This is a genomic window from Methanimicrococcus blatticola, from assembly GCF_004363215.1.
Lineage (GTDB): Archaea > Halobacteriota > Methanosarcinia > Methanosarcinales > Methanosarcinaceae > Methanimicrococcus > Methanimicrococcus blatticola.
Map to the genome: position 1 here is coordinate 355,157 of NZ_SNYS01000005.1, position 18,152 is coordinate 373,308.

Annotated in this window: 19 protein-coding genes; 5 read left to right on the forward strand and 14 right to left on the reverse strand. The window is 43.0% G+C overall.

The genetic code is table 11. The features are described from left to right. Positions 1-4: 4 nt before the first annotated feature. Entirely contained in the window at positions 5-700 is a 696-nt protein-coding gene (locus C7391_RS01655) for a PHP domain-containing protein (protein ID WP_133516796.1), read from the reverse strand. A 201-nt stretch (positions 701-901) separates the two neighbouring features. On the opposite strand from C7391_RS01655, the gene C7391_RS01660 reads away from it, so the two are divergent. Continuing rightward, positions 902-1,351, forward strand: a complete 450-nt coding sequence (locus C7391_RS01660; RefSeq protein ID WP_133516797.1) for a hypothetical protein — start codon at positions 902-904, stop codon at positions 1,349-1,351. Positions 1,352-1,715: 364 nt separating this feature from the next. On the opposite strand, the gene C7391_RS01665 is transcribed toward C7391_RS01660, so the two are convergent. From C7391_RS01665 to C7391_RS01700, 8 genes are all read right to left on the reverse strand, one after another. Next, positions 1,716-3,488, reverse strand: a complete 1,773-nt coding sequence (locus tag C7391_RS01665) for a ribosome biogenesis/translation initiation ATPase RLI (protein WP_133516798.1) — start codon at positions 3,486-3,488, stop codon at positions 1,716-1,718. Positions 3,489-3,595: 107 nt separating this feature from the next. Continuing rightward, entirely contained in the window at positions 3,596-4,045 is a 450-nt protein-coding gene (locus C7391_RS01670) for an EMC6-like membrane protein (protein ID WP_133516799.1), read from the reverse strand. Positions 4,046-4,223: 178 nt separating this feature from the next. Next, positions 4,224-5,399 carry an ethanolamine utilization protein EutH gene (locus C7391_RS01675; protein ID WP_166627355.1) on the reverse strand — a complete coding sequence of 392 codons (1,176 nt, stop codon included), beginning with the start codon at positions 5,397-5,399 and terminating at the stop codon, positions 4,224-4,226. Positions 5,400-5,695: 296 nt separating this feature from the next. Further along, the gene (locus C7391_RS01680; RefSeq protein WP_166627356.1) at positions 5,696-6,913 is read right to left on the reverse strand and encodes an MBL fold metallo-hydrolase; all 1,218 of its coding nucleotides are present in this window, start codon (positions 6,911-6,913) and stop codon (positions 5,696-5,698) included. Positions 6,914-7,271: 358 nt separating this feature from the next. Beyond that, the gene (locus C7391_RS01685) at positions 7,272-7,889 is read right to left on the reverse strand and encodes an orotate phosphoribosyltransferase-like protein (protein WP_133516802.1); all 618 of its coding nucleotides are present in this window, start codon (positions 7,887-7,889) and stop codon (positions 7,272-7,274) included. Positions 7,890-7,990: 101 nt separating this feature from the next. Then, the gene (locus C7391_RS01690) at positions 7,991-8,506 is read right to left on the reverse strand and encodes an NOB1 family endonuclease (RefSeq protein WP_133516803.1); all 516 of its coding nucleotides are present in this window, start codon (positions 8,504-8,506) and stop codon (positions 7,991-7,993) included. Positions 8,507-8,543: 37 nt separating this feature from the next. Next, positions 8,544-8,861 (reverse strand): DUF6951 family protein, encoded by a 318-nt coding sequence (locus C7391_RS01695; protein ID WP_133516804.1) that lies wholly within the window; start codon positions 8,859-8,861, stop codon positions 8,544-8,546. 190 nt (positions 8,862-9,051) lie between these two features. Next, positions 9,052-9,369 (reverse strand): DUF6951 family protein, encoded by a 318-nt coding sequence (locus tag C7391_RS01700; RefSeq protein WP_133516805.1) that lies wholly within the window; start codon positions 9,367-9,369, stop codon positions 9,052-9,054. A gap of 335 nt (positions 9,370-9,704) precedes the next feature. On the opposite strand from C7391_RS01700, the gene C7391_RS01705 reads away from it, so the two are divergent. Further along, positions 9,705-10,091 (forward strand): 30S ribosomal protein S8e, encoded by a 387-nt coding sequence (locus C7391_RS01705; RefSeq protein WP_133516806.1) that lies wholly within the window; start codon positions 9,705-9,707, stop codon positions 10,089-10,091. A 106-nt stretch (positions 10,092-10,197) separates the two neighbouring features. Here C7391_RS01705 and C7391_RS01710 read toward each other — a convergent pair whose 3' ends face one another. The 3 genes from C7391_RS01710 to hxlA all read right to left on the reverse strand — a co-directional run bounded on the left by C7391_RS01710 (position 10,198) and on the right by hxlA (position 13,224). Further along, positions 10,198-10,428, reverse strand: coding sequence for a hypothetical protein (locus C7391_RS01710; protein ID WP_133516807.1), 231 nt, complete (start codon positions 10,426-10,428; stop codon positions 10,198-10,200). Between the two features lie 261 nt (positions 10,429-10,689). Next, positions 10,690-11,862 (reverse strand): pyridoxal-phosphate-dependent aminotransferase family protein, encoded by a 1,173-nt coding sequence (locus tag C7391_RS01715; RefSeq protein WP_133516808.1) that lies wholly within the window; start codon positions 11,860-11,862, stop codon positions 10,690-10,692. A gap of 81 nt (positions 11,863-11,943) precedes the next feature. Further along, entirely contained in the window at positions 11,944-13,224 is a 1,281-nt protein-coding gene (gene hxlA / locus C7391_RS01720) for a 3-hexulose-6-phosphate synthase (RefSeq protein ID WP_133516809.1), read from the reverse strand. 232 nt (positions 13,225-13,456) lie between these two features. On the opposite strand from hxlA, the gene pyrB reads away from it, so the two are divergent. Together pyrB and pyrI are read left to right on the forward strand one after the other, a co-directional pair. After that, complete coding sequence (gene pyrB / locus C7391_RS01725) at positions 13,457-14,389, forward strand: aspartate carbamoyltransferase (RefSeq protein ID WP_133516810.1); 933 nt, start codon at positions 13,457-13,459, stop codon at positions 14,387-14,389. After that, positions 14,389-14,898 carry an aspartate carbamoyltransferase regulatory subunit gene (pyrI, locus tag C7391_RS01730; RefSeq protein WP_133516811.1) on the forward strand — a complete coding sequence of 170 codons (510 nt, stop codon included), beginning with the start codon at positions 14,389-14,391 and terminating at the stop codon, positions 14,896-14,898. Before pyrB ends, pyrI begins: the two co-directional genes overlap by 1 nt. Positions 14,899-14,938: 40 nt before the next feature. Here pyrI and C7391_RS01735 read toward each other — a convergent pair whose 3' ends face one another. Both C7391_RS01735 and C7391_RS01740 read right to left on the reverse strand, forming a co-directional pair. Continuing rightward, entirely contained in the window at positions 14,939-15,313 is a 375-nt protein-coding gene (locus C7391_RS01735; RefSeq protein WP_133516812.1) for a hypothetical protein, read from the reverse strand. A gap of 143 nt (positions 15,314-15,456) precedes the next feature. Continuing rightward, positions 15,457-16,437 carry a DNA integrity scanning protein DisA nucleotide-binding domain protein gene (locus C7391_RS01740; protein ID WP_133516813.1) on the reverse strand — a complete coding sequence of 327 codons (981 nt, stop codon included), beginning with the start codon at positions 16,435-16,437 and terminating at the stop codon, positions 15,457-15,459. A gap of 325 nt (positions 16,438-16,762) precedes the next feature. Between C7391_RS01740 and C7391_RS01745 the strand changes: the two genes are divergently transcribed. Beyond that, complete coding sequence (locus C7391_RS01745; RefSeq protein WP_133516814.1) at positions 16,763-18,121, forward strand: diadenylate cyclase; 1,359 nt, start codon at positions 16,763-16,765, stop codon at positions 18,119-18,121. Positions 18,122-18,152: the final 31 nt, after the last annotated feature.

Genomic DNA, 18,152 nt, shown 5'->3' on the forward strand with positions numbered 1-18,152 from the left:
TATGTCAGCATTCTTTTAATTTACCGCTCAGTATCATGCGTGTTCTTCGAACAACGTTTTTCTTCATTTGATTAATCACAATGCCTTTGGGTGTATTTTCACCGGCAGGGACAGTTTTCCCGCGAAGAATGGCGTCAAACACATTTTCGGGCGTGTTGACTTCAATATTAACAAGCGTATAGCCTTGCCCGACCAGCTCGGCGATGTGCGCGTCGCTGCCGCCGACCTGCGGCATTCCGATTCGCTCCGCCTCAGCGCGCGCTTTCTTGTTGGAACCGTTCATTATGCATTTGGAATTAAATGTCTCGGCGGCATCCGCGCCGCTGCCTTCTAAATAACCGATGCCGTGCGCCGATTTTCGAAACGGGTGCGCGATGATTGAAACCGCATTTAAATCGCGCGCGTAATCCGTTGTTTCCTCGGGCGTCATAAAGGACGGAATGATTTCAGTAACGCCTAAAACAAGAACATGACCCTTGGTTGTGCTGACTTCCGTTCCGGGAAGAACAACGAGGTTGCCGTATTTTTCAGGATTTCCTTTGACAATTTCAAGAGCCTTTAAGGCACCTTTCACTTCATCGTGGTCGCAGATGGCGATGCCGTCTAAGTTCCGATTTTTGGCGGCACGCAAAATGTCTTTGAGCGGCGTTTTGCAGTCTCTGGAATATTTGGAATGAATGTGAAAGTCGTATTTGAGCATGAGAAGAGAATTGGCGTTTGGATTATATATTTTTATAGTTTCGGCGGAAGTTTCGCGCGTTTTTGACCGATGCGTTTTGATTCAGTTGTTTAATACTTTCACCCCGCTTATTTGACCTTTATATGCTTCAAAGATCTTCTTGGATTTGTTCTTAAAACAGAAATTAAAAAATGAAGAACCTACAAAAAATCAGGTGAAATTATGTCAAGCGAAATCGGATCGGAATTTTCCGGCATTATCAAAATCAACGGAGAAAAATACCGCCAAAAATACCATCAAACATATCGCCAAACCTGCCTTTTGGGAGTCTCAGAGGTTTGCGACAGAGGTATTTCATTCATGTACACCCGCCCGAACCAAGACGGGCAGGTTTCCGAAGATTTGGAAACGATTCGCGAATTCCGCCCGTCGGTTTTAACAAATGAACCGGACGAACTCATTCAATTCCACAAAGATCCCGATTATGAAGAGGAGAACGAACTTGAAGAGTTCAGCGGATATGACAGCTTGCTTCCTTATGATTATGAAACGGACTTTGTTGACACATTAAATCTGGATGAACAAATCGCCATGTACGCGGCTGATTCCTGGGAATTTGTCGCCATCACCGATAACATCATTCTTTTCCAAAGACCGAAATGGGAAGCCTGAGATTAAAAAATAGAATAAGAAATAAAATAAAAAATAGAAAGTAAATAAATCGCATTTATCTTTCACGGCAAATGAAAGCACTCTGTTTGCCGTGAATGATTCCTCCGGTATTCACCGGCAACCCCTTAAAAAACTGAATTGTGAAAAAAAACGAACCCACCGAAGCTATACTTTGAATAAATGTGTGAATGAAAGGATTCAAATTACTTTTTTGCCGGAAGCGTGTGAACTTCCGGCGAATCCTTCAACCCCCTTGTTTTTCTTTTTTGTTTTTTCTCGTTTTTCTTTTTTCTTGTTTTTCTTTTTTCTTGTTTTTCTTCTTGTATTTCGTTTTCATTCCCGATTATTTTATTTTTTATTTTTTTTACTCTTCCGAGTAATAATATTCGCCTTTTTCTTTTTGCTCGCGGTCTAATCTGGACATGTTGTTATTCACGCGCGGGCGTTTGGTTTCTTCGTCGCGGCGGAATGTGATGTCTAAATTAGACAAGAACTTGTTCATACCGTTTTTCATGTTTGTCGGCGCGTTTGCGAGACCCGATTTAGACGGCTCGCCTTCAAAAACGATTAAACGCTGACTGATCATATCAATCATGTAAATGTCGTGGTCGACAACCATCGCGGTTTTGCTGTTGCTTTCGGCAAAGCGGGTGATGACGCGCGTTGCAATGGCACGCTGCTCAACATCTAAGTGTGCGCTCGGCTCGTCCAAAATGTAGAAGTCAGCTTCTCGGCTGAGACAGGCAGCGATTGCGACACGCTGAAGTTCACCGCCGCTCAAGTCGGTCAGATAGCTGTCATAAAGTTTGTCCAAACGAAGCGGGCGGGCAATTTCTGTTTCATAGTAGCCGGTTCCGAATTTGTCGGCAACTTCCATGAGCAAATCTCTGACACGAATTTCAGCGTCAGCTTTAATGTACTGCGGTTTGTAAGAAATTTTCACGTCAATGCCGACTTCGCCCGTATCAGGTTCGATTTCGCCGGCCAGAATCTTAACGAACGTGGATTTACCGGTACCGTTCGGGCCGACAATGCCGAGAACTTCGCCTTCTTTGACACTGCCGCCTTTTGCTTCCAAAGAGAAAGCGTCGCCGAATTTTTTGGTAAAAGAATCGTAAGAGAGAATTGTGCGGACATCTGCGCCGTCTTTGGGAGGGTGGGTTTCAAAGCGGATTGCTTCGTCACGAATACGAATATTTTCTTCGGGGAGGTACCCTTTAATGTATTGATTAATGCCGACGCGAACGGATTTGGGCATCGTCATGACACCATATCCCGCGGGCGTTCCGTAAGCGATGTGAACGGTATCGGCCAGCATATCGAGAATCGCTAAGTCGTGCTCGACGACCATAACGGATTTGTTGAGTTCTTTTGCCAAATCCTGAATCAAACGGGCGGCGTTGATTCTCTGATAAATGTCAAGGTAGGAACTGATTTCATCGAAGAAGTAGAAATCGGCTTCTTTGACGATACAGGCGGCAATCGCGACTTTTTGAAGTTCGCCGCCGGAAAGCGCGCCGATGTCGCGGTCCATGATGTCTTTCATTTCCAATTTTTCAATGACATCTTCAAGGCGGCCGCTTGTATTGGCTTTGTTAAGCAAATCGGATGTTTTGCCTTTGAAAGCTTTTGGGATCAAGTCGACATACTGCGGTTTTTGAGAAACTTTTAAGTTTCCGGAAGAAGCGAGTTTGAAATAATCGCCGAGCGCTGTTCCTGAATAATGTTCCAAAACTTTTCCCCAGCTTGTTTCTTCCTCGCCGAAATTCGGAATGAGCGCGCCGGAAAGGATTTGAACGGCGGTACTTTTACCGATACCGTTCGGGCCGAGAATACCAGTCACTTTTCCTTGTTGCGGGACGGGCAGACCGTAAAGCGCAAACCCGTTTTGGCCGTAGCGGTGTGTCGGGTATTCCAATGATTCGGGAAGACCGATAATCATAATGGCATCAAATTGGCATTTTTTAACGCAAATGCCGCAGCCGGAACAAAGAGATTCTGTAATAATCGCCTTGCCGTCGTCTTCACCGAACAAAATCGTTTCATCACCGGTTCGAACGCGCGGACAGTATTTGTAGCACTCCTTGCTGCATTGACGCGGCTGGCATTTATCTTTATTTAAAACGGCTATTCTCATAATGTTCTACCTTGAAAGCAATCTGTTTTTACTGAAATTTTAAATTAAAATAATCTGAGCGGATATGGAAAAAGAAAAAGAGGCCGGCGGTTTGCCGGAATCAAAAATCAAAGAAGATTTGTGTTTAAAAGAATTGTCCAGGTGACAATACAATAAAGCAAAACTAAAAACTCAATGCCGAACCAGTCTTTCCAGTTCAGAAGTTTCATGTCCATTCGAAGGACAGGGAAGAGAAGTCTTCTTTGAATGTAGTAAGTGAAAATCAAGACGAGCGGAAGGACAATGAACCAAGCCAATCTCAACGGTGTTGTTTCGCCTTCCGGCGTTGCTGCCGAGCCGAGCATGAAATAACAAATCAAACCGAAAATGATACCTAAAACGGATGCCGCAACAGTACGAATGAGGCTTTCCTTGTACATTTTCTTCTTTTCTTCGGGCGTCTGCTCAATCTTGCCGCCCGCACCGATATGATATTCGGTTTCCACTTTTTCAGCGTCAACGTGTTCAAGCTTTTCCTGCTCAGTCGGATTTGCTTGGTTGTTATTCCTCTTTGCCATTGATTCCATACTCCGGAAATTCATAAATTAAAAGATAAAAGATGTAATATTAGAAAAGATAGAAGATAGAAAGCATTTATAAAACTTTTTGCTCAATCTTCCGACTTTTCTTTTTCAGCTGTTTTTGGATTTTTTATTTCTGATTGAATCAAACGGATTCTGAAGCACAGATTCTGAATTAAATCGATTCGACAACGCCCTGATCGGCATTAATCGCATCTGCCGGGCCAGACTCTGTTTTACCGACTTTCAAAACGTTTTTCTTCAGCAGGTAAAGTGTCAAAATCATTGCCAATACACCGCCTGTCAGTTTTGCGACAATGACCGGGAAAACCATTTCCGAGTTGACGCCGCCGACGAATGCCAAAACATCGCCGAAGACAAAAGCCGCCGACACCGTGAAAACGACGTTGAGAAGCTTTCCGCGATTGTCCATTTCTTTGAGCTGGTTCCAAACGGGAAGATTGTTTGCCAACTGCGTCAAAAGTCCGGTTGACGCTTCCTGATTGATGCCGACTTTGTCGCCGAAGCGGTCCATCCATTTCCCGAGTTTGCGTTTGAGGAACAAAACCATCGGGAACGCGCCTGCCAAAACGATGGCGATTAAACCGATAATGAGCAAACCGACTTCTAAGGGAACGCCGCCTAAAACCGGATCTTCTTCGACCATCAAATAAAACAATGGCAATCGGATTCCCGTCAAATATTGGAAAATGGCGATGCCGGGGCTGATGACGGCAATAAAAGTCACAATTTTTCCGAAAGCTGCAAAAAGTTTCAGCATCAGGCTTTGTTTAACAATTAATCCGATGCCGACTAAAACGGCTAATATAATCACCGGAAGCGTATTGATCAGCAATTCATTGACAGTCAGCGGTGTTGATGTGAAATTCATCATGAGTCCGCCGACCAAACAGCCGATCGGTAATGTGACAAAACCTAAAAGAATACCCGTTGCGAAAAGCGGATGATCTTTTTTATCCAAAACCGAAAGCGCATAAGGAATCGTAAAAGAAAGCGTGATTCCCATCATGGACGCGACGATCAAACCGGAATAGTTGCCGATTGCCGGATTTTCGGCCATTTGAAGCGCCATGGTATACCCGCCCATGTCAAGCGCGAGCAGTGAGCCCGGAAACATAGCCGGCGACGCGCCGATCAAATTGTAAACGGGCGTCACGATCGGTGAAAGCACGAGCAAAAGCACCGGCGACAGCGCGATGATACCGACGATGGCCAAAGCCAAGTCTCCCATTGTTTTAAAACCGCGATCAAACTGCTCGCCGTAACCGAGTTTGTTACCGCGCAGTTTATCGTAAACGCCAAGCAGCATGAATAACGCGAGAATCGTCATGACAATTCCGCTCACGCTTAAATTCGTCACATAAGATAAGAGCGACGACGTAAAAATTTCTGTATTCGTTACACTTTCTATAAGCTCAGTAAACACTATTTCCACTCCCCAAAGTTTCAATAAATGAAACATCTGCCACACACACAAGCACACTCAGAAGAGAACAAATTCTCTTGACACCATTAAACGCTTTTTAGATATAAAACACCATTCCATGATTAGTATAAAATCATATTCAACCGATAGAAAAAGAAAAAAAGGAAGAGAACAAAAATCAAAAGAGAGAGGAAAGAAAATCAAAAGTTTGTCGGCTTATTCTGTTTTTCATTGCCGACAATATTTTGAATTTGATTGATTGAAAACGCTTTAAATCCGTTCTTCTCGAGATGTTTGGCGAACTTGTCGGTTCGCGGGCTTTTGTTGGGATGGTAAACAACCGTCACTTTCGGAGAAATATTTTTAACCATTTGCGTCAGCCCGTCAACATCTAAATGATCGCTGAGCCTGATGTTTTCAAAAGGATAATCGGAACGGCAGGTTAAAACGTATTTGCGTGTGTCGGATCCGAATGAAGATAATTCATTAATCGGAACGATGCAAATATTGCAGTTGCTTTTTTCTGTCGTATTGACGGCAACAGAAGAATAAGAATAAGTTTGCATGTTAACAGCGGCAGCGGATTCGCCGTCGATTTGAGCGGTTAATCGGGTTTGGGAATAAGATTGAGAATAGGATTGGGAATAAGAAACGGATTGAGTATTTGATTGAATATTTGTATAAAAATCGCTGCCGAGTTCAACAAGTTCACCTGCATTTTGAACAAAACTTTCCGTTAATGAAAGTGTTTTGCTTTTCATTGCAATCGGTCCATTGTATCCCATTTCACGAAGAAGCGAGACCGCTTTTTGGGATTTCCCGAATTCATATGCGCCAAACGCGATTCTTCGCTCTCCGATATGAGAAAGAACGGCGTGATGAAGGCTGTCAACATCGTCTTTGAAGTAACAGCTTAAATCGGCGGGGTCGCCATAACTGGCTTCCGTGAGCAAAATATCACACTCCGGCAGAAATTGCGCGTCTTTGACATCGCCGGTTACAAGAAGACGGGTTCCGAGTTCATTTTCCCAATAAAAAGCGGATGAACCGGGAGCGTGACCGACATCAAAAGTTTGAATGTCAACACCGCAAACAGAAAAAGTATCTCCCGTTTTGAAAGTTTTTCCTTTGTATGTTTTTTCATAACGGATTTCAAGTGCTTGCGCGGTTTCTTCGGAACACCAAGCGGATTCGGAAAGCATCGCGGATTTGCCGTAATGATCGGAATGCGCGTGTGTGATGAAGTAAGCGTCAGGCTGTTCTTGAGACGGAGAAATGCGGGTCGTATCAATTGCGAAAGTCAGCAGGCGGCCTTCTTTAGATTTAAAGCGGATGAAAAGATGCGGTTTGATGCCGCCGGTTTCATTTTGACGGCGAAAAATAACAAAACCCAATTCCGCCAATTCTTTTGAATACACGATAAAAACGCCTGCCTTTTATGATAAGCACAAAAACGCGGCAATGCATTTAAATTTTATTAATAAGCAAAAAGCGAAAACATGATATTTTTGTTTTATTTGGGATTTGTAAGGAATTATAGACCCTATCATCTCTTTTTAAAAAAAGAATAGAACCTAAAACAACCTTATCACACCCGTTCGCTTGCGCGAACGTGCCGCTGCTACCCGACCGTTTGCGTTACTACGCCGTCAGCTGCACCGCTGATGCCGCCGCGCTCGCAAACACCCGAATTTTGAAAAATATGAAAAAACGACCAATTGATTTATTGAAATACCGAAAAAAAGAAAAAAAAGAAATGATTCGGAAAAGTCCGAATCAGCCGAGTCTTGTAATTCTCATAATCGCAGCAATCGGAACGCCGTCGATTTCATCAAAACCGACTTTGTCAACCAAAACCGCGACTGCAATCGGGTTTCCGCCGGCCGCTCTGGTTTGAGCAATGACGTCAACCAATGTGCCGCCTGTTGAAATGACATCGTCAATGATGACGACGTTTTTGCCGCGGACTTCTGAGAAGTTGCGGGAAAACGCACCTTTTGCCGCGACTTTGTCGGCTTCGATTTTGGACTTTTTGGAATAGTAAACCGTAAATTCAGATTCCATCTCGCCGGCCATGAAACTGGCAACGGGAACGCCGCTTGAAGAAACGCCGACGACAACGTCAATGTATTCTTTTTGCGTCACGGCAATTTCTGACACCATGTCGCAAAGAATCTGCGCAGTGCAGCGGAGACGGGTGGCGTTTTGGCCGAGCATGCTCCAGTTAACGGAAATATCTTTCGGGACAGTTCCGTCAGGGCTCGGTTTTTTGTTGGTCAAAAGCCAGACAACAGTTTCGGTTGAAATGTTCAATTCATCAGCGATTTGGCCGGTTGTCAGGCCGCTCTGCTGTAATTCATCTGCCTTTTGAGACAAGTCTTCGATTTTTTTCATATTAAGTCCCCTGAATAAGTGATGGGATAAATTATAAGTCGGATTTAATTAAATTAAATATGTGCTTACTCCTATTTAATTTTTAATACTTTTCAGCACTCTTATATTGTTTTCGGTTTCTGACTTACTTTCTTCTTCATTTTCTTTCGAAGCGGTGACCCGCAAACAGGACATTCTTCGCCGTCTTTAAAATGCCTGAAGCAGCCGATGCATTGCTTTTGCCACACAATCTGATCTTTAATGACGCGCTGCGCAACGGGCATAACCACAATGCCCAACCGTGTCGCGATGTTTTGAACGGCAAAGTCATCCGTGATTAAAACAGCGTCATCGCCGATTTTTTCTTTGTATTCCAAAGCTTTTGCCAAAACCCCGAGATCGGTTCGGGAAAGTTTTTCAATATCCCGTGTTTGAGCGGCCTGCTCTTTAACAGCGTCAGTGAACGTGTCAACAACGGCTTCAACCATGAGACCTTCCGCTTTGGAAAGATCGTACCGCAAAGCAGCGTCTTCACTCTTCATTTCATCTTCGACTTGCGGGATGGTGACCATATCGGCGGCGGCAACCGGGCAATTGCCCATAATAAAAACGGCGGAATCCGCGATGTATTTCTTCATTTTTTTGTGAGCCTTAGAATTATTATAATTTATTTCATCAGTCTTCAAATTCAATTTTAATCGGATTTTTGCTTTTGACAAGACTTTTGGCAATCATACCGTTTTCCATCCAAACCACATTCATAACCAATGCAGGAACGAAGCAGGTCGGTGTCAGCGGGAATGTTTGGAGTTTTGATTCCAGCGTTTCATTTCGATTGTCCATGATTTGCTCCATCGGTAAATCAAATTCTGTGCCCCAGTTTTTAATTTTAGGACATGTGGTTTCGATTGAAACGTGCGTCACCATTCCTTCACTTTTGGCTGTCACTTTATTGACATGACCGCAGATGGTATCCATTGTTAATGTCGCCATATTAATACACCTCTTAATTTTAGAATCAATTATTCAAATTGATTTTATGTTTTTCGAATTGTTTTAAGTTTAATGTTTTTAATTTTAAGTTTTGAATTTTTTAAGTTTAATGTTTTTAATTTTAAGTTTTGAATTTTTAAAGTTTTGAATTTTATTCTGATTCCGTTTTTACTTTGATTTGACTCGATATTTACTCTTTATATTGAATTTGAACGGGGCTTTTGCTTTTCACAAGGTTTTTGGAAAGCAATCCGTTTTCCATCCACACAACATTCATCACAAGAGTCGGAATAAAACAAGTCGGCATCAACTGAATCTTTTTTCCGTTTTCAGAAAATGTCTTGTTGTTAATGTCTGCGATATCATCGGCAGGAATTAAAAATTCCGTCCCCCATTTTTGAACATGCGGGCAGGTTGTTTCAATCGTTACGCGCGTATTTGCACCTTCATTAATTGCTGTCACTTTATTGATATGACCGCAAACGGTATCCATTTCTAATGTCGCCATAAATAGACCTCCTATCTGCATAAAGATTGCATAAGAAGAAAAGCTTTCAGTTTATATAATCATAACCGTTTTCAATAACAGAATGAATAAGATTCAAATAGAATGAATGACTGTTTCAGAGAATTAAAAACAGAATCTCGAATCGCAAGATTCATATATTGAATTTGCAATTGTGATTCTCTACTTTATTTATCTTTAACTTCCCTTTACATTTAGCTCTCATCGCCTTAAACCATGCACGAAGAATGGGTTTTTGGCACAAAAGTATCTAACCGATTGAAGCGGGTTTTCGGCCGCTTGAATCAAAATTAACAACCCGTACAGAGGAAATTATTATGAGATGGCAAGGTGCATCTAAAAGAACATACACAGGCGGCAAAAGAATTGCCTCCAGAAGCAAGAGAAAGTTTGAAATCGGACGCGAATTCGCTGAAACCAGAATCGGTCCCACAAAGAACAAGAACATCCCGACACGCGGCGGCAACAGAAAGGTCAGACTTCTCAGCGACCAATTTATCAACGTCACTGACCCGAAGACCGGCAAAACACAGCGCGCAACCGCTGAAAAAGTGACCGGCAACCCCGCAAACAAACACTACATCAGACGTAACATCATGACAAAAGGCACAGTCGTCAGAACCGACATCGGTCTTGTGAAAGTCACAAGCCGCCCGGGTCAAGACGGTGTCATCAACGCTGTTCTTTTAGAAGAACAAGAGTAATTTTTTCCAAAAATTACTCAACCATTCCTTTTTCTTTTTTTGAATTATTAAATTAAAAAGCGAAAGCTCTCTTCTTTTACAAATTTTAAACCGATGAGCAAATTTGTTAATTTTTAAAGAGCGGAGCGGCTCGCGCGAAGCGGGCGGAAATGGCAAGGAAGCAGAAAGCGCAAACGGCTGATAACAGCAGCAATGCAAACAGCAGATAGCAACAGCAACGCAAACAGCAGGTAGCAGCAACAACGCAAACAGCAGGTAACAGTAGCAACGCAAGCAGTAGGTAACAGCGGTTCCGTTCGCGCAAGCGAACGGGTGTGATAAGAATGAGCAGATGCACGTAGCGACACGAATGTTTAGTGAAAAGTGAATTTATTTTAAAAACCGTTTTCTAATTTTGCTGTATCGGCTGAGTACGAATCAGCAAATTTCCGATTCTTCGTTCAGCTTCGCTTCGTTCAAAATTGGAAATTAGCGGGCGGCTGTTTGGGGTTTTCACAAAATTAAAAAAGCTGAAAGCAGAAAATGAAAATGATAAATGAAAAAAATGAAGCAAAAAGAATGGTTGAGTAATTTTTGGGAAAAATAAAAAATGAAGAAATCAGCGTTTTTTCTTCGCCATTTCTTCCAAAAAGACAGATTCCATGTCGGCGCGCAGGGAAACGCCTTCGCTTTCAAGCGTTAATTGAAGCGCTTTCAGGGTTTCGGATACATATTCAAGTCTTGCGTTTTCGCCCATGTGACCGAGACGGATAACTTTTCCTTTCAAATATCCGAAATTGCCGCCGATTAAAATGCTGTGCTCGGCTTTCATTTTTTGAACGATTTCTTCACCGTCAAGTCCCTCGGGAACATTAATGGCCGTCACCGTGCTGCAATAATCGGATTTCAAATAAAGAGACAAACCGGACCGGATAACAGCTTTTCGAACAGCTTTCGCAATTTTTCGATGTCTTTTGGAAGCGTCGTCTTCTTTTAAAACGTTATCTAACGCGGTTTTGAAAGCGTAAATATCGCTAATTGGCGGCGTGTACGGGAACCAAAGATCTTCATAATAGTTTTTCCAGAGCAAAAGATTGCAATAAAAGGACGGAATCGGCGTCTTGCGCCCTTTGATAACAGTCCAGGCATCCGGACTGATGCTTAAGAAAGCCAACCCTGGAGGCGCGGAAAATCCTTTTTGAGAGGCACCGATACAAATGTCAATGTTCCAATCGTCTGTGAGAATCGGCTCGCCAACCATTGAAGAAACCGCATCGACAACCGTCAGAATCCCGTAAGATTTGAGCAGCGGACAAATTTCTTTCAAATCGTTCAAAACCCCGGAGGGCGTATCGCAGTGAACAATGGTTGCGAATTTGAAATCAGAATCTTTTTCTAAGAACTCTCTCAGATTTTCTGCCGATATGCCGCGCGTCCTGTCGCCTTTAAAAACAACAGGCTCGGCGCCGTAAACTTTAACCATGTCGGCAAATCCTTCGCCGAAAATGCCGTTATCTAAAATAAGAACACGATCTCCGGATTCGGTTAACGATGCGCATGCGGCATCTAAAGCAACCATGCCTTCGCCGCTCAAAATCAACACTTGCGCTTCCGTATTCAGAAAAGCGGCCAGTTTCAGGCAGGTTTTACGATAAAATTTGAAAAATTTGAGATCCTGGTCAGGATTTGTCATTTCAAACGCGCGGATAATTCTGACATTTTCACGAACTTGTGTCGGCCCGGGAGTCATTAAAAGCGGTACGTCAGGAACTTTCGGTCTTCTTTGCCTCATAAATATACCATATCATGTTGTAAAAAAATAAAAAAAATAAATAAAATACGGAAATAAAAGAGGAAAAATAAAAATCTATCGTTACTTTTGAGTTTCCCATTTCAACAGATCAAGTGCACCGGCAAGAGTTTTGCCGTTTTTGATTTCTTCAAAAAGACGTTTTTCGTGCTTCCAAACCTCTTCAGAACGGCGCGCAATTTCATAAGCGCGCTCTTTGGGAACGACAACAACACCACTGTCATCACCGATAATATAATCGCCGGGATGAACGGTTTGATTGCCGCAGACGATTTCAACGTTGATTTCCCCGAGCCCTTTGGGGTCGCCCGCATTCGGAACGATGTTGGCCGCAAAAACGGGGAAATTCATTTTTTGAACTTCATCAAAATCACGAACCGCGCCGTCAATGACAACGCCCTCCAATTTTCGGCTGACCGCTGTCTGTGTTGCCAGACCGCCCCACATGGCAATGTCGCGATTGCCGTTGTAAATAACAATAATATCTCCGGGACCGCTGATGTCAATGGCTTCAACCGGCTTTGCCCAGTCCCCGCCGAAAGAGCGGACCGTCACAGCTTTTCCGACAATCTTTTTGCCGGGAATTTTTGAAGAAATGCCTTGCATCGCACCTTTTCGGTGCATTGCGTCTGAAATATTGGATGTGGAAACTCTGTTGAAAATCTCAACCATTTCTTCTTCGGCGGATTTTTTCTTGAGTGTAATTTTTTCATTCGAGTCAACAGCTTTTCGAACATTTGCCGCAGACTGACGAACGTTATCGGAATTAATAATATAAGAGCCGACGACAACAATATCCGCGCCGGTCAGAACAGCTTCGTGCGCCGTCTCGGGTGTCAGCCCGCCGGCAACCGCAATTTCCATGCCCGTTTCCGAGACCAGCTTCTTCAGCTTGTCAATCGGAGATTCACCGGTCATCTGCGCGTCAATGCCGACATGAACATTAACCAAATCAACGCCGAGCGCTTCAACTTCTTTTGCGCGGGTCACCGGGTCGGGAACGGAAATTAAATCAACCATAACGCGGGCGCCGTATTTCTCGGCAGACATAAGTGCTTGAGTGATAACAACGTCTTCTGCCGCTGCCAAAATTGTAACAACATCGGCACCGGATTTGGCAGCCATTTCAACTTCTGCCGCGCCGACATCCATTGTTTTCATATCAGCGAGAATGATATTATCGGGAAAAGTTTCGCGAAGTTTTCGAATGATTTCCATGCCGGCACTTTTAATCAAAGGTGTTCCGGCCTCAATCCAATCGGCTCCGCCGGCAACCGCTTCTTCAGCGATTGAAACGGCACGGTCGGGTTCAATGACATCTAATGCAACTTGAATTTTAATCATCTGAATTCCTCAAGAAAGTTCGTACATTCGTAGATTTTCATTCCTCTTTATAAAATCATCTGATTGTAATTTTTGCAGTAAATTCAGATTTCATAGTAAATTCAGATTTCATAGTAATTCGGATTTCGCAGTAAATTTATATTGAATTCTTTCGTTTAATCCATAAGATTATATCCGAGTTCGTTGTTTCAACCAACATTTGAACAAACCAATAGGAGTCACTATGCAGCCAATGCATCATATAATTTCAACGCGGGAATACACAAAGGAAATGTTTGACGAAATATTGGAATTGGCCGAAAAATTGGAACCGATTGCCAAAGGCGAGGTCCAATCCAAAGTTATGGACGGCAAAATCCTGGCGCTTCTTTTCTTTGAACCGAGCACGCGAACGCGCATGTCTTTTGAAACCGCAATGCTTCGTCTCGGCGGCCAGTTTATAAATATGGGCGCTGTGGAGGCAAGCTCAATTGCCAAAGGCGAATCGCTGTCTGACACAATCCGCGTGGTGTCGCAGTATGCCGATGCGGTTGTCCTGAGGCACCCGCGAGAGGGGGCTGCGCTGATGGCTTCGGAATGTGCGTCAACGCCGATCATCAATGCCGGCGACGGCGCGGGACATCACCCGACACAGACGCTTCTTGATCTTTACACCATCAAACGTGAAAGTCATCTCGACAACTTAAACATCGCTTTGGCCGGCGATTTGAAATACGGCCGCACGATTCATTCTCTTTGTTACGCTCTTTCTCGCTATCATGCAAAAATCAATCTGGTTTCCCCGCCCGAATTGCGGCTTCCGGACAGAATTGTAGATGACCTGCGAAAAAGAAACATTGACGTCACGATCACAACCGACATGGAAGACGTAATTGAAGACATTGACATTCTTTACATGACGCGCATTCAAAGAGAGCGGTTCCCTGACCCTGCGGAATTCAACCGCGTGTCCAACAGCATGCGCATCACACGGGAACTGATTCAAACCGCAAAACCGGAAATGAAAATTATGCACCCGCTCCCGCGCGTGAATGAAATCTCTTTTGATGTCGATGATACTGAACACGCCGCTTACTTTAAACAAGCTTTTTACGGCGTGCCGGTCCGAATGGCGATTCTCTGTAAAGTTCTCGGCATGGAAGACAGAATCAGGGAGATGAAATAATGGCAAACGAGTCAACCGATAAAAATTCCGACAAACACGGCGATAAAAACAATTTGAGGATAAAAGCGATTGAGAACGGAACTGTGATTGACCACATTACGCCGGGGCAAGCGCTCAATGTTTTAAACATTCTTCGTGTCGGCGCGAACTTCACAAACACCGTCAGTATTGTCATGAATGCCGGCGGCTCCCGCGGCGATAAAGATGTTGTGAAAATCGAAGGCCGTGAATTAACGGAAAAAGAAGTCAACGCGATTTCTTTGATTTCCCCCAAGGCGACCGTCAACATTATTCGTGATTTTGAAGTGGTTCAGAAGGGAAAAATAGAAACGCCCGACTCCGTTTGCGGCATTGTCAAATGCATCAATCCGAATTGCATTACAAACAGCAGCGAACCGATTGAAACCAGATTTGTCGTAACGGAAAATGAAAAGAAGAAAACACTTGCCCTCAGGTGCGTTTTTTGTGAAAGCGTTCTGACGGAAGATTTAATCCAATTTATTGAATGAATGAGATTCATTCAATCTATTCCTTTTTTTATTTTGTTTGTTATTTTATTTTTGAAAAACGGGACCTGATTTTGAAATATTTGAAAAACTGATGCGGCTCGCGCGCGACGTCGGCGGCAATGCAAACAGGAAGGCAGCGGCAGCAAAACGGAAATGGCGAGGTAGCAGCAGTAACGGTAATAGTCAGGTAACAGCAATCCGTTTGCGCAAGCAAACGGGTTTGATAAGAAAGAGCAGATGCGTGCAACAAAGCAGGTGAATGTAGCAAAGCAAATGCAAGCAGTAAAACAAACACGAGTAGCAAAGCAAACACGCGCAACAAAACAGCAGATGCATACCGGAATGAAAATCTGATTTGAAAAACAGTTGTTCCATTTTTGCTGTATCGACGGAGTACGAATCCGCAAATTTCCATTTCACTCTCCGCTTCTCCCCGAGTGAAATGAAAATTAGCGGGTGGTTGTTTCGGGTTTTATCTTTAAAATTAAAAAATAGATTCTTTTTTCATAATTTATGAAAACTATGAAAAATTATAAAAAATTATGAAATTTACAAAAATCAGTTTAACGGATTATTGGCCAACTGTCGTCCTTCCACTTCAACCAATGATGTATTCGGCTCAACAAAGATAACTTCCTTGCCGTCCATGTAAACGCGAATCGTTCCGCCGGATTCCGAGATGGCAACGGCGATTGCGTTGGTGTCTCTTGTGATGGACGCGGATGAGAGATGACGTGTGCCGAGTCCTTTTTCGATATGAATATCGCGTGTGTCAACATCCAAATATCGGCCGGCGGATAAGATTTTACCGGTTTCTGAGATGATGAAAACGCCATCCAGCTGAGCAAAACCCATAACGGTTTCCCAATTTTCTTTTTTGTTGATGCTGATTTCCGATCCGGGGTCCTGGCCGCGGAACGGGTTGATAATCATTTGATGAGAACGCTCCAAGACTTCTTCCTCGTCACCGATAACGAAGGCAGTCCCGACTTTCTTTCCTTCGCGTCCCTTCATTGCGATGTTCAAAGACAAATGAAGAACGCTTCTGAATGTTTCCGGCGACACGCGCTTTTCACATTCGCGGACCGTTTGAACAGTTTCATTTTCTTCCATGCTGTGAACGACAAGAGAATAGGAATTCTGCGTGCGGATGAGACCGATGACAATGCCGCATTCAATTGTCCCGAGACTGTATTCAACAGCTGCCGCGCTCATGAGAAGAGATGCGTTTTTATCGGCTTCGGTTCGGATGGACTCCGAAACTTCCTGAATCTGGAACTGATCTTCGTGTTGCAGATACGTCAATTTCTCAATAATCGTTTTGATTTGAGTGATATCAATAATCGGAATCGTCAGATCCTTAAAAGATTTCGTATCGATGTTTCCGAAAGTAAAAACAGCAACGGCTCCGGTTAGCTTTGCCAGATGCAGAACAGAATCCTTAAGAAGGATGCCGCAAAGATCATCTGAAGCGGAGGCGTTAAAAATCGGCGTCTCTATGACCGTTTTAACTTCCGGTTTATCCGTGATTTCTTCCATATGACGCACCGAAATAGAAAAACTGAAAATAAAAATCAATCTTTTTGGTTTTTGAACGTTTTACAATTTAAGGATAAAATAATAATTTTAACCATAAATCAATTCTATATATTTTAGAAGTAAGCTTCTTTTATATATACTTTTTAGTAAAAAGTGCATTAATTCAGTATCCGCCTCGTTAGTCTGTCGAATTTTCAGGCAAATTTTTCGACAATAAACTAAAATTTTCGACAAAGAATTCAATCAAAAATTGAAAAGTTGAAAAGTTAAGAAATTGAGAAGTTGAGAAAAAAGAGTTTTATTCATAAATGACTTTTCTAATCACATGCAACGGTTTTCCAGTGAAGAAACAAGAAATGAGCTGATCTCTTCTTTAAAATATATATTCCCGATTGAAAGCGTTCAAACGCTAACGGAAGAAGAAATACACAAAGAACTTGAAACGTCGGATAAGAAAGAAACCGTTAATCTTTTTTGGAGCGGCGGACGAAACGGTTTGATCGCTGTTTTGTACCACAGCGGCTCGGAAAAGAAAATTGCCACCGGATATTTTATTTCACTATTAAATGATGTTCAGGATATTGATTTGGTATTCGGGGATTATTTCTGTCAGGTTTTTAATGATGACATTACGATTATTCCGATTCAAGAGAAGCATTCTGAAGTTTGGATGACTTTGAAGCAAAGTCAATTCAGCCGGGCGATTGCCAAGTTTTCATCATTTAACACAAACCCGATGATCAAATGGCTTCAAATCGCTGAAAACAGCACGCATCTTCAATACGAAAATAAGCCGTTCACATTTTGTATGCTGATGGCAAAGAAAAAAGAATGTATCCAACAAACGCTTTTAGAAAATTTCATGCCGTTTTCTCAGCCGGTGCAGTTTGAAAAAGGAATTATGGAAGAAAAATGGATTCGCGGTTCCATGAGTGAAAACACAGTCGGAATTGCCGGATACGGTGAAAACGGTGACATTTTCGGCATGTTTACGATGCCGGAGCCGACCTTAACAGACGCGGAAATTGAACAAAACACACTGCTGGCACCCCATGAAGATTTAATCCCGCTGATTGCCCGCATGCCGCCGAAAACGTTTATCATGATGACTTCCGAGAACGGAAGCATTTACGTGGTTTTGCCGAAAAGAACGCTTTTTCACAAAACTCAAGGCAAGTGGCATTATGTTAATTATTCAAACATTCACATCATGCTTTCCAAATATATCAAAAAAGAGATTGCGCTTTCCATATTGAGATTGGTTTTGGATTTATCTTATGAACGAAAAGGAACGCTGATTTTCATCCCCAAAAACGAAGAAATTTTAGATGAAATTATTCCGGATTATTGCCAGAGCGAAAAGGTGAACGAAACCTTGAGAAACACCGTTAAAGGATTGAATGTGTGTCATAAAATTCATCGCAAAATCATTATGGCGGCCGCCAAAGTGGACGGCGCGGTCGTGATTTCCAAGAGCGGCGAAGTTTTGGATGTGTCCTGTATGATCGGTGAGCCGGATGAAATCCGCTTGACTGAACACGGTCTTAAAAATCTGGAAGTTTTGCCGGGCGCAAGAAGCACAGCCGCTTGGAATGCCAGCATTTACGGTATTGCCGTTAAGGTGTCGGATGACGGACCGATTTCAATTTACAGGCACGGGAAATTAATTACTTACGTCGGCTGATTAAAATTTAATAATTTACATAAATAAGGAT

Bases quoted from the DNA above. Each gene is read 5' to 3' on its own strand.
- C7391_RS01655 (WP_133516796.1), bottom strand. From the start codon at position 700: ATGCTCAAATACGACTTTCACATTCATTCCAAATATTCCAGAGACTGC.
- C7391_RS01660 (WP_133516797.1), top strand. From the start codon at position 902: ATGTCAAGCGAAATCGGATCGGAATTTTCCGGCATTATCAAAATCAAC.
- C7391_RS01665 (WP_133516798.1), bottom strand. From the start codon at position 3,488: ATGAGAATAGCCGTTTTAAATAAAGATAAATGCCAGCCGCGTCAATGC.
- C7391_RS01670 (WP_133516799.1), bottom strand. From the start codon at position 4,045: ATGGCAAAGAGGAATAACAACCAAGCAAATCCGACTGAGCAGGAAAAG.
- C7391_RS01675 (WP_166627355.1), bottom strand. From the start codon at position 5,399: ATGACGATTCTCGCGTTATTCATGCTGCTTGGCGTTTACGATAAACTG.
- C7391_RS01685 (WP_133516802.1), bottom strand. From the start codon at position 7,889: ATGAAAAAAATCGAAGACTTGTCTCAAAAGGCAGATGAATTACAGCAG.
- C7391_RS01690 (WP_133516803.1), bottom strand. From the start codon at position 8,506: ATGAAGAAATACATCGCGGATTCCGCCGTTTTTATTATGGGCAATTGC.
- C7391_RS01695 (WP_133516804.1), bottom strand. From the start codon at position 8,861: ATGGCGACATTAACAATGGATACCATCTGCGGTCATGTCAATAAAGTG.
- C7391_RS01700 (WP_133516805.1), bottom strand. From the start codon at position 9,369: ATGGCGACATTAGAAATGGATACCGTTTGCGGTCATATCAATAAAGTG.
- C7391_RS01705 (WP_133516806.1), top strand. From the start codon at position 9,705: ATGAGATGGCAAGGTGCATCTAAAAGAACATACACAGGCGGCAAAAGA.
- C7391_RS01715 (WP_133516808.1), bottom strand. From the start codon at position 11,862: ATGAGGCAAAGAAGACCGAAAGTTCCTGACGTACCGCTTTTAATGACT.
- hxlA (WP_133516809.1), bottom strand. From the start codon at position 13,224: ATGATTAAAATTCAAGTTGCATTAGATGTCATTGAACCCGACCGTGCC.
- pyrB (WP_133516810.1), top strand. From the start codon at position 13,457: ATGCATCATATAATTTCAACGCGGGAATACACAAAGGAAATGTTTGAC.
- pyrI (WP_133516811.1), top strand. From the start codon at position 14,389: ATGGCAAACGAGTCAACCGATAAAAATTCCGACAAACACGGCGATAAA.
- C7391_RS01735 (WP_133516812.1), bottom strand. From the start codon at position 15,313: ATGGAAATTTGCGGATTCGTACTCCGTCGATACAGCAAAAATGGAACA.
- C7391_RS01740 (WP_133516813.1), bottom strand. From the start codon at position 16,437: ATGGAAGAAATCACGGATAAACCGGAAGTTAAAACGGTCATAGAGACG.
- C7391_RS01745 (WP_133516814.1), top strand. From the start codon at position 16,763: ATGCAACGGTTTTCCAGTGAAGAAACAAGAAATGAGCTGATCTCTTCT.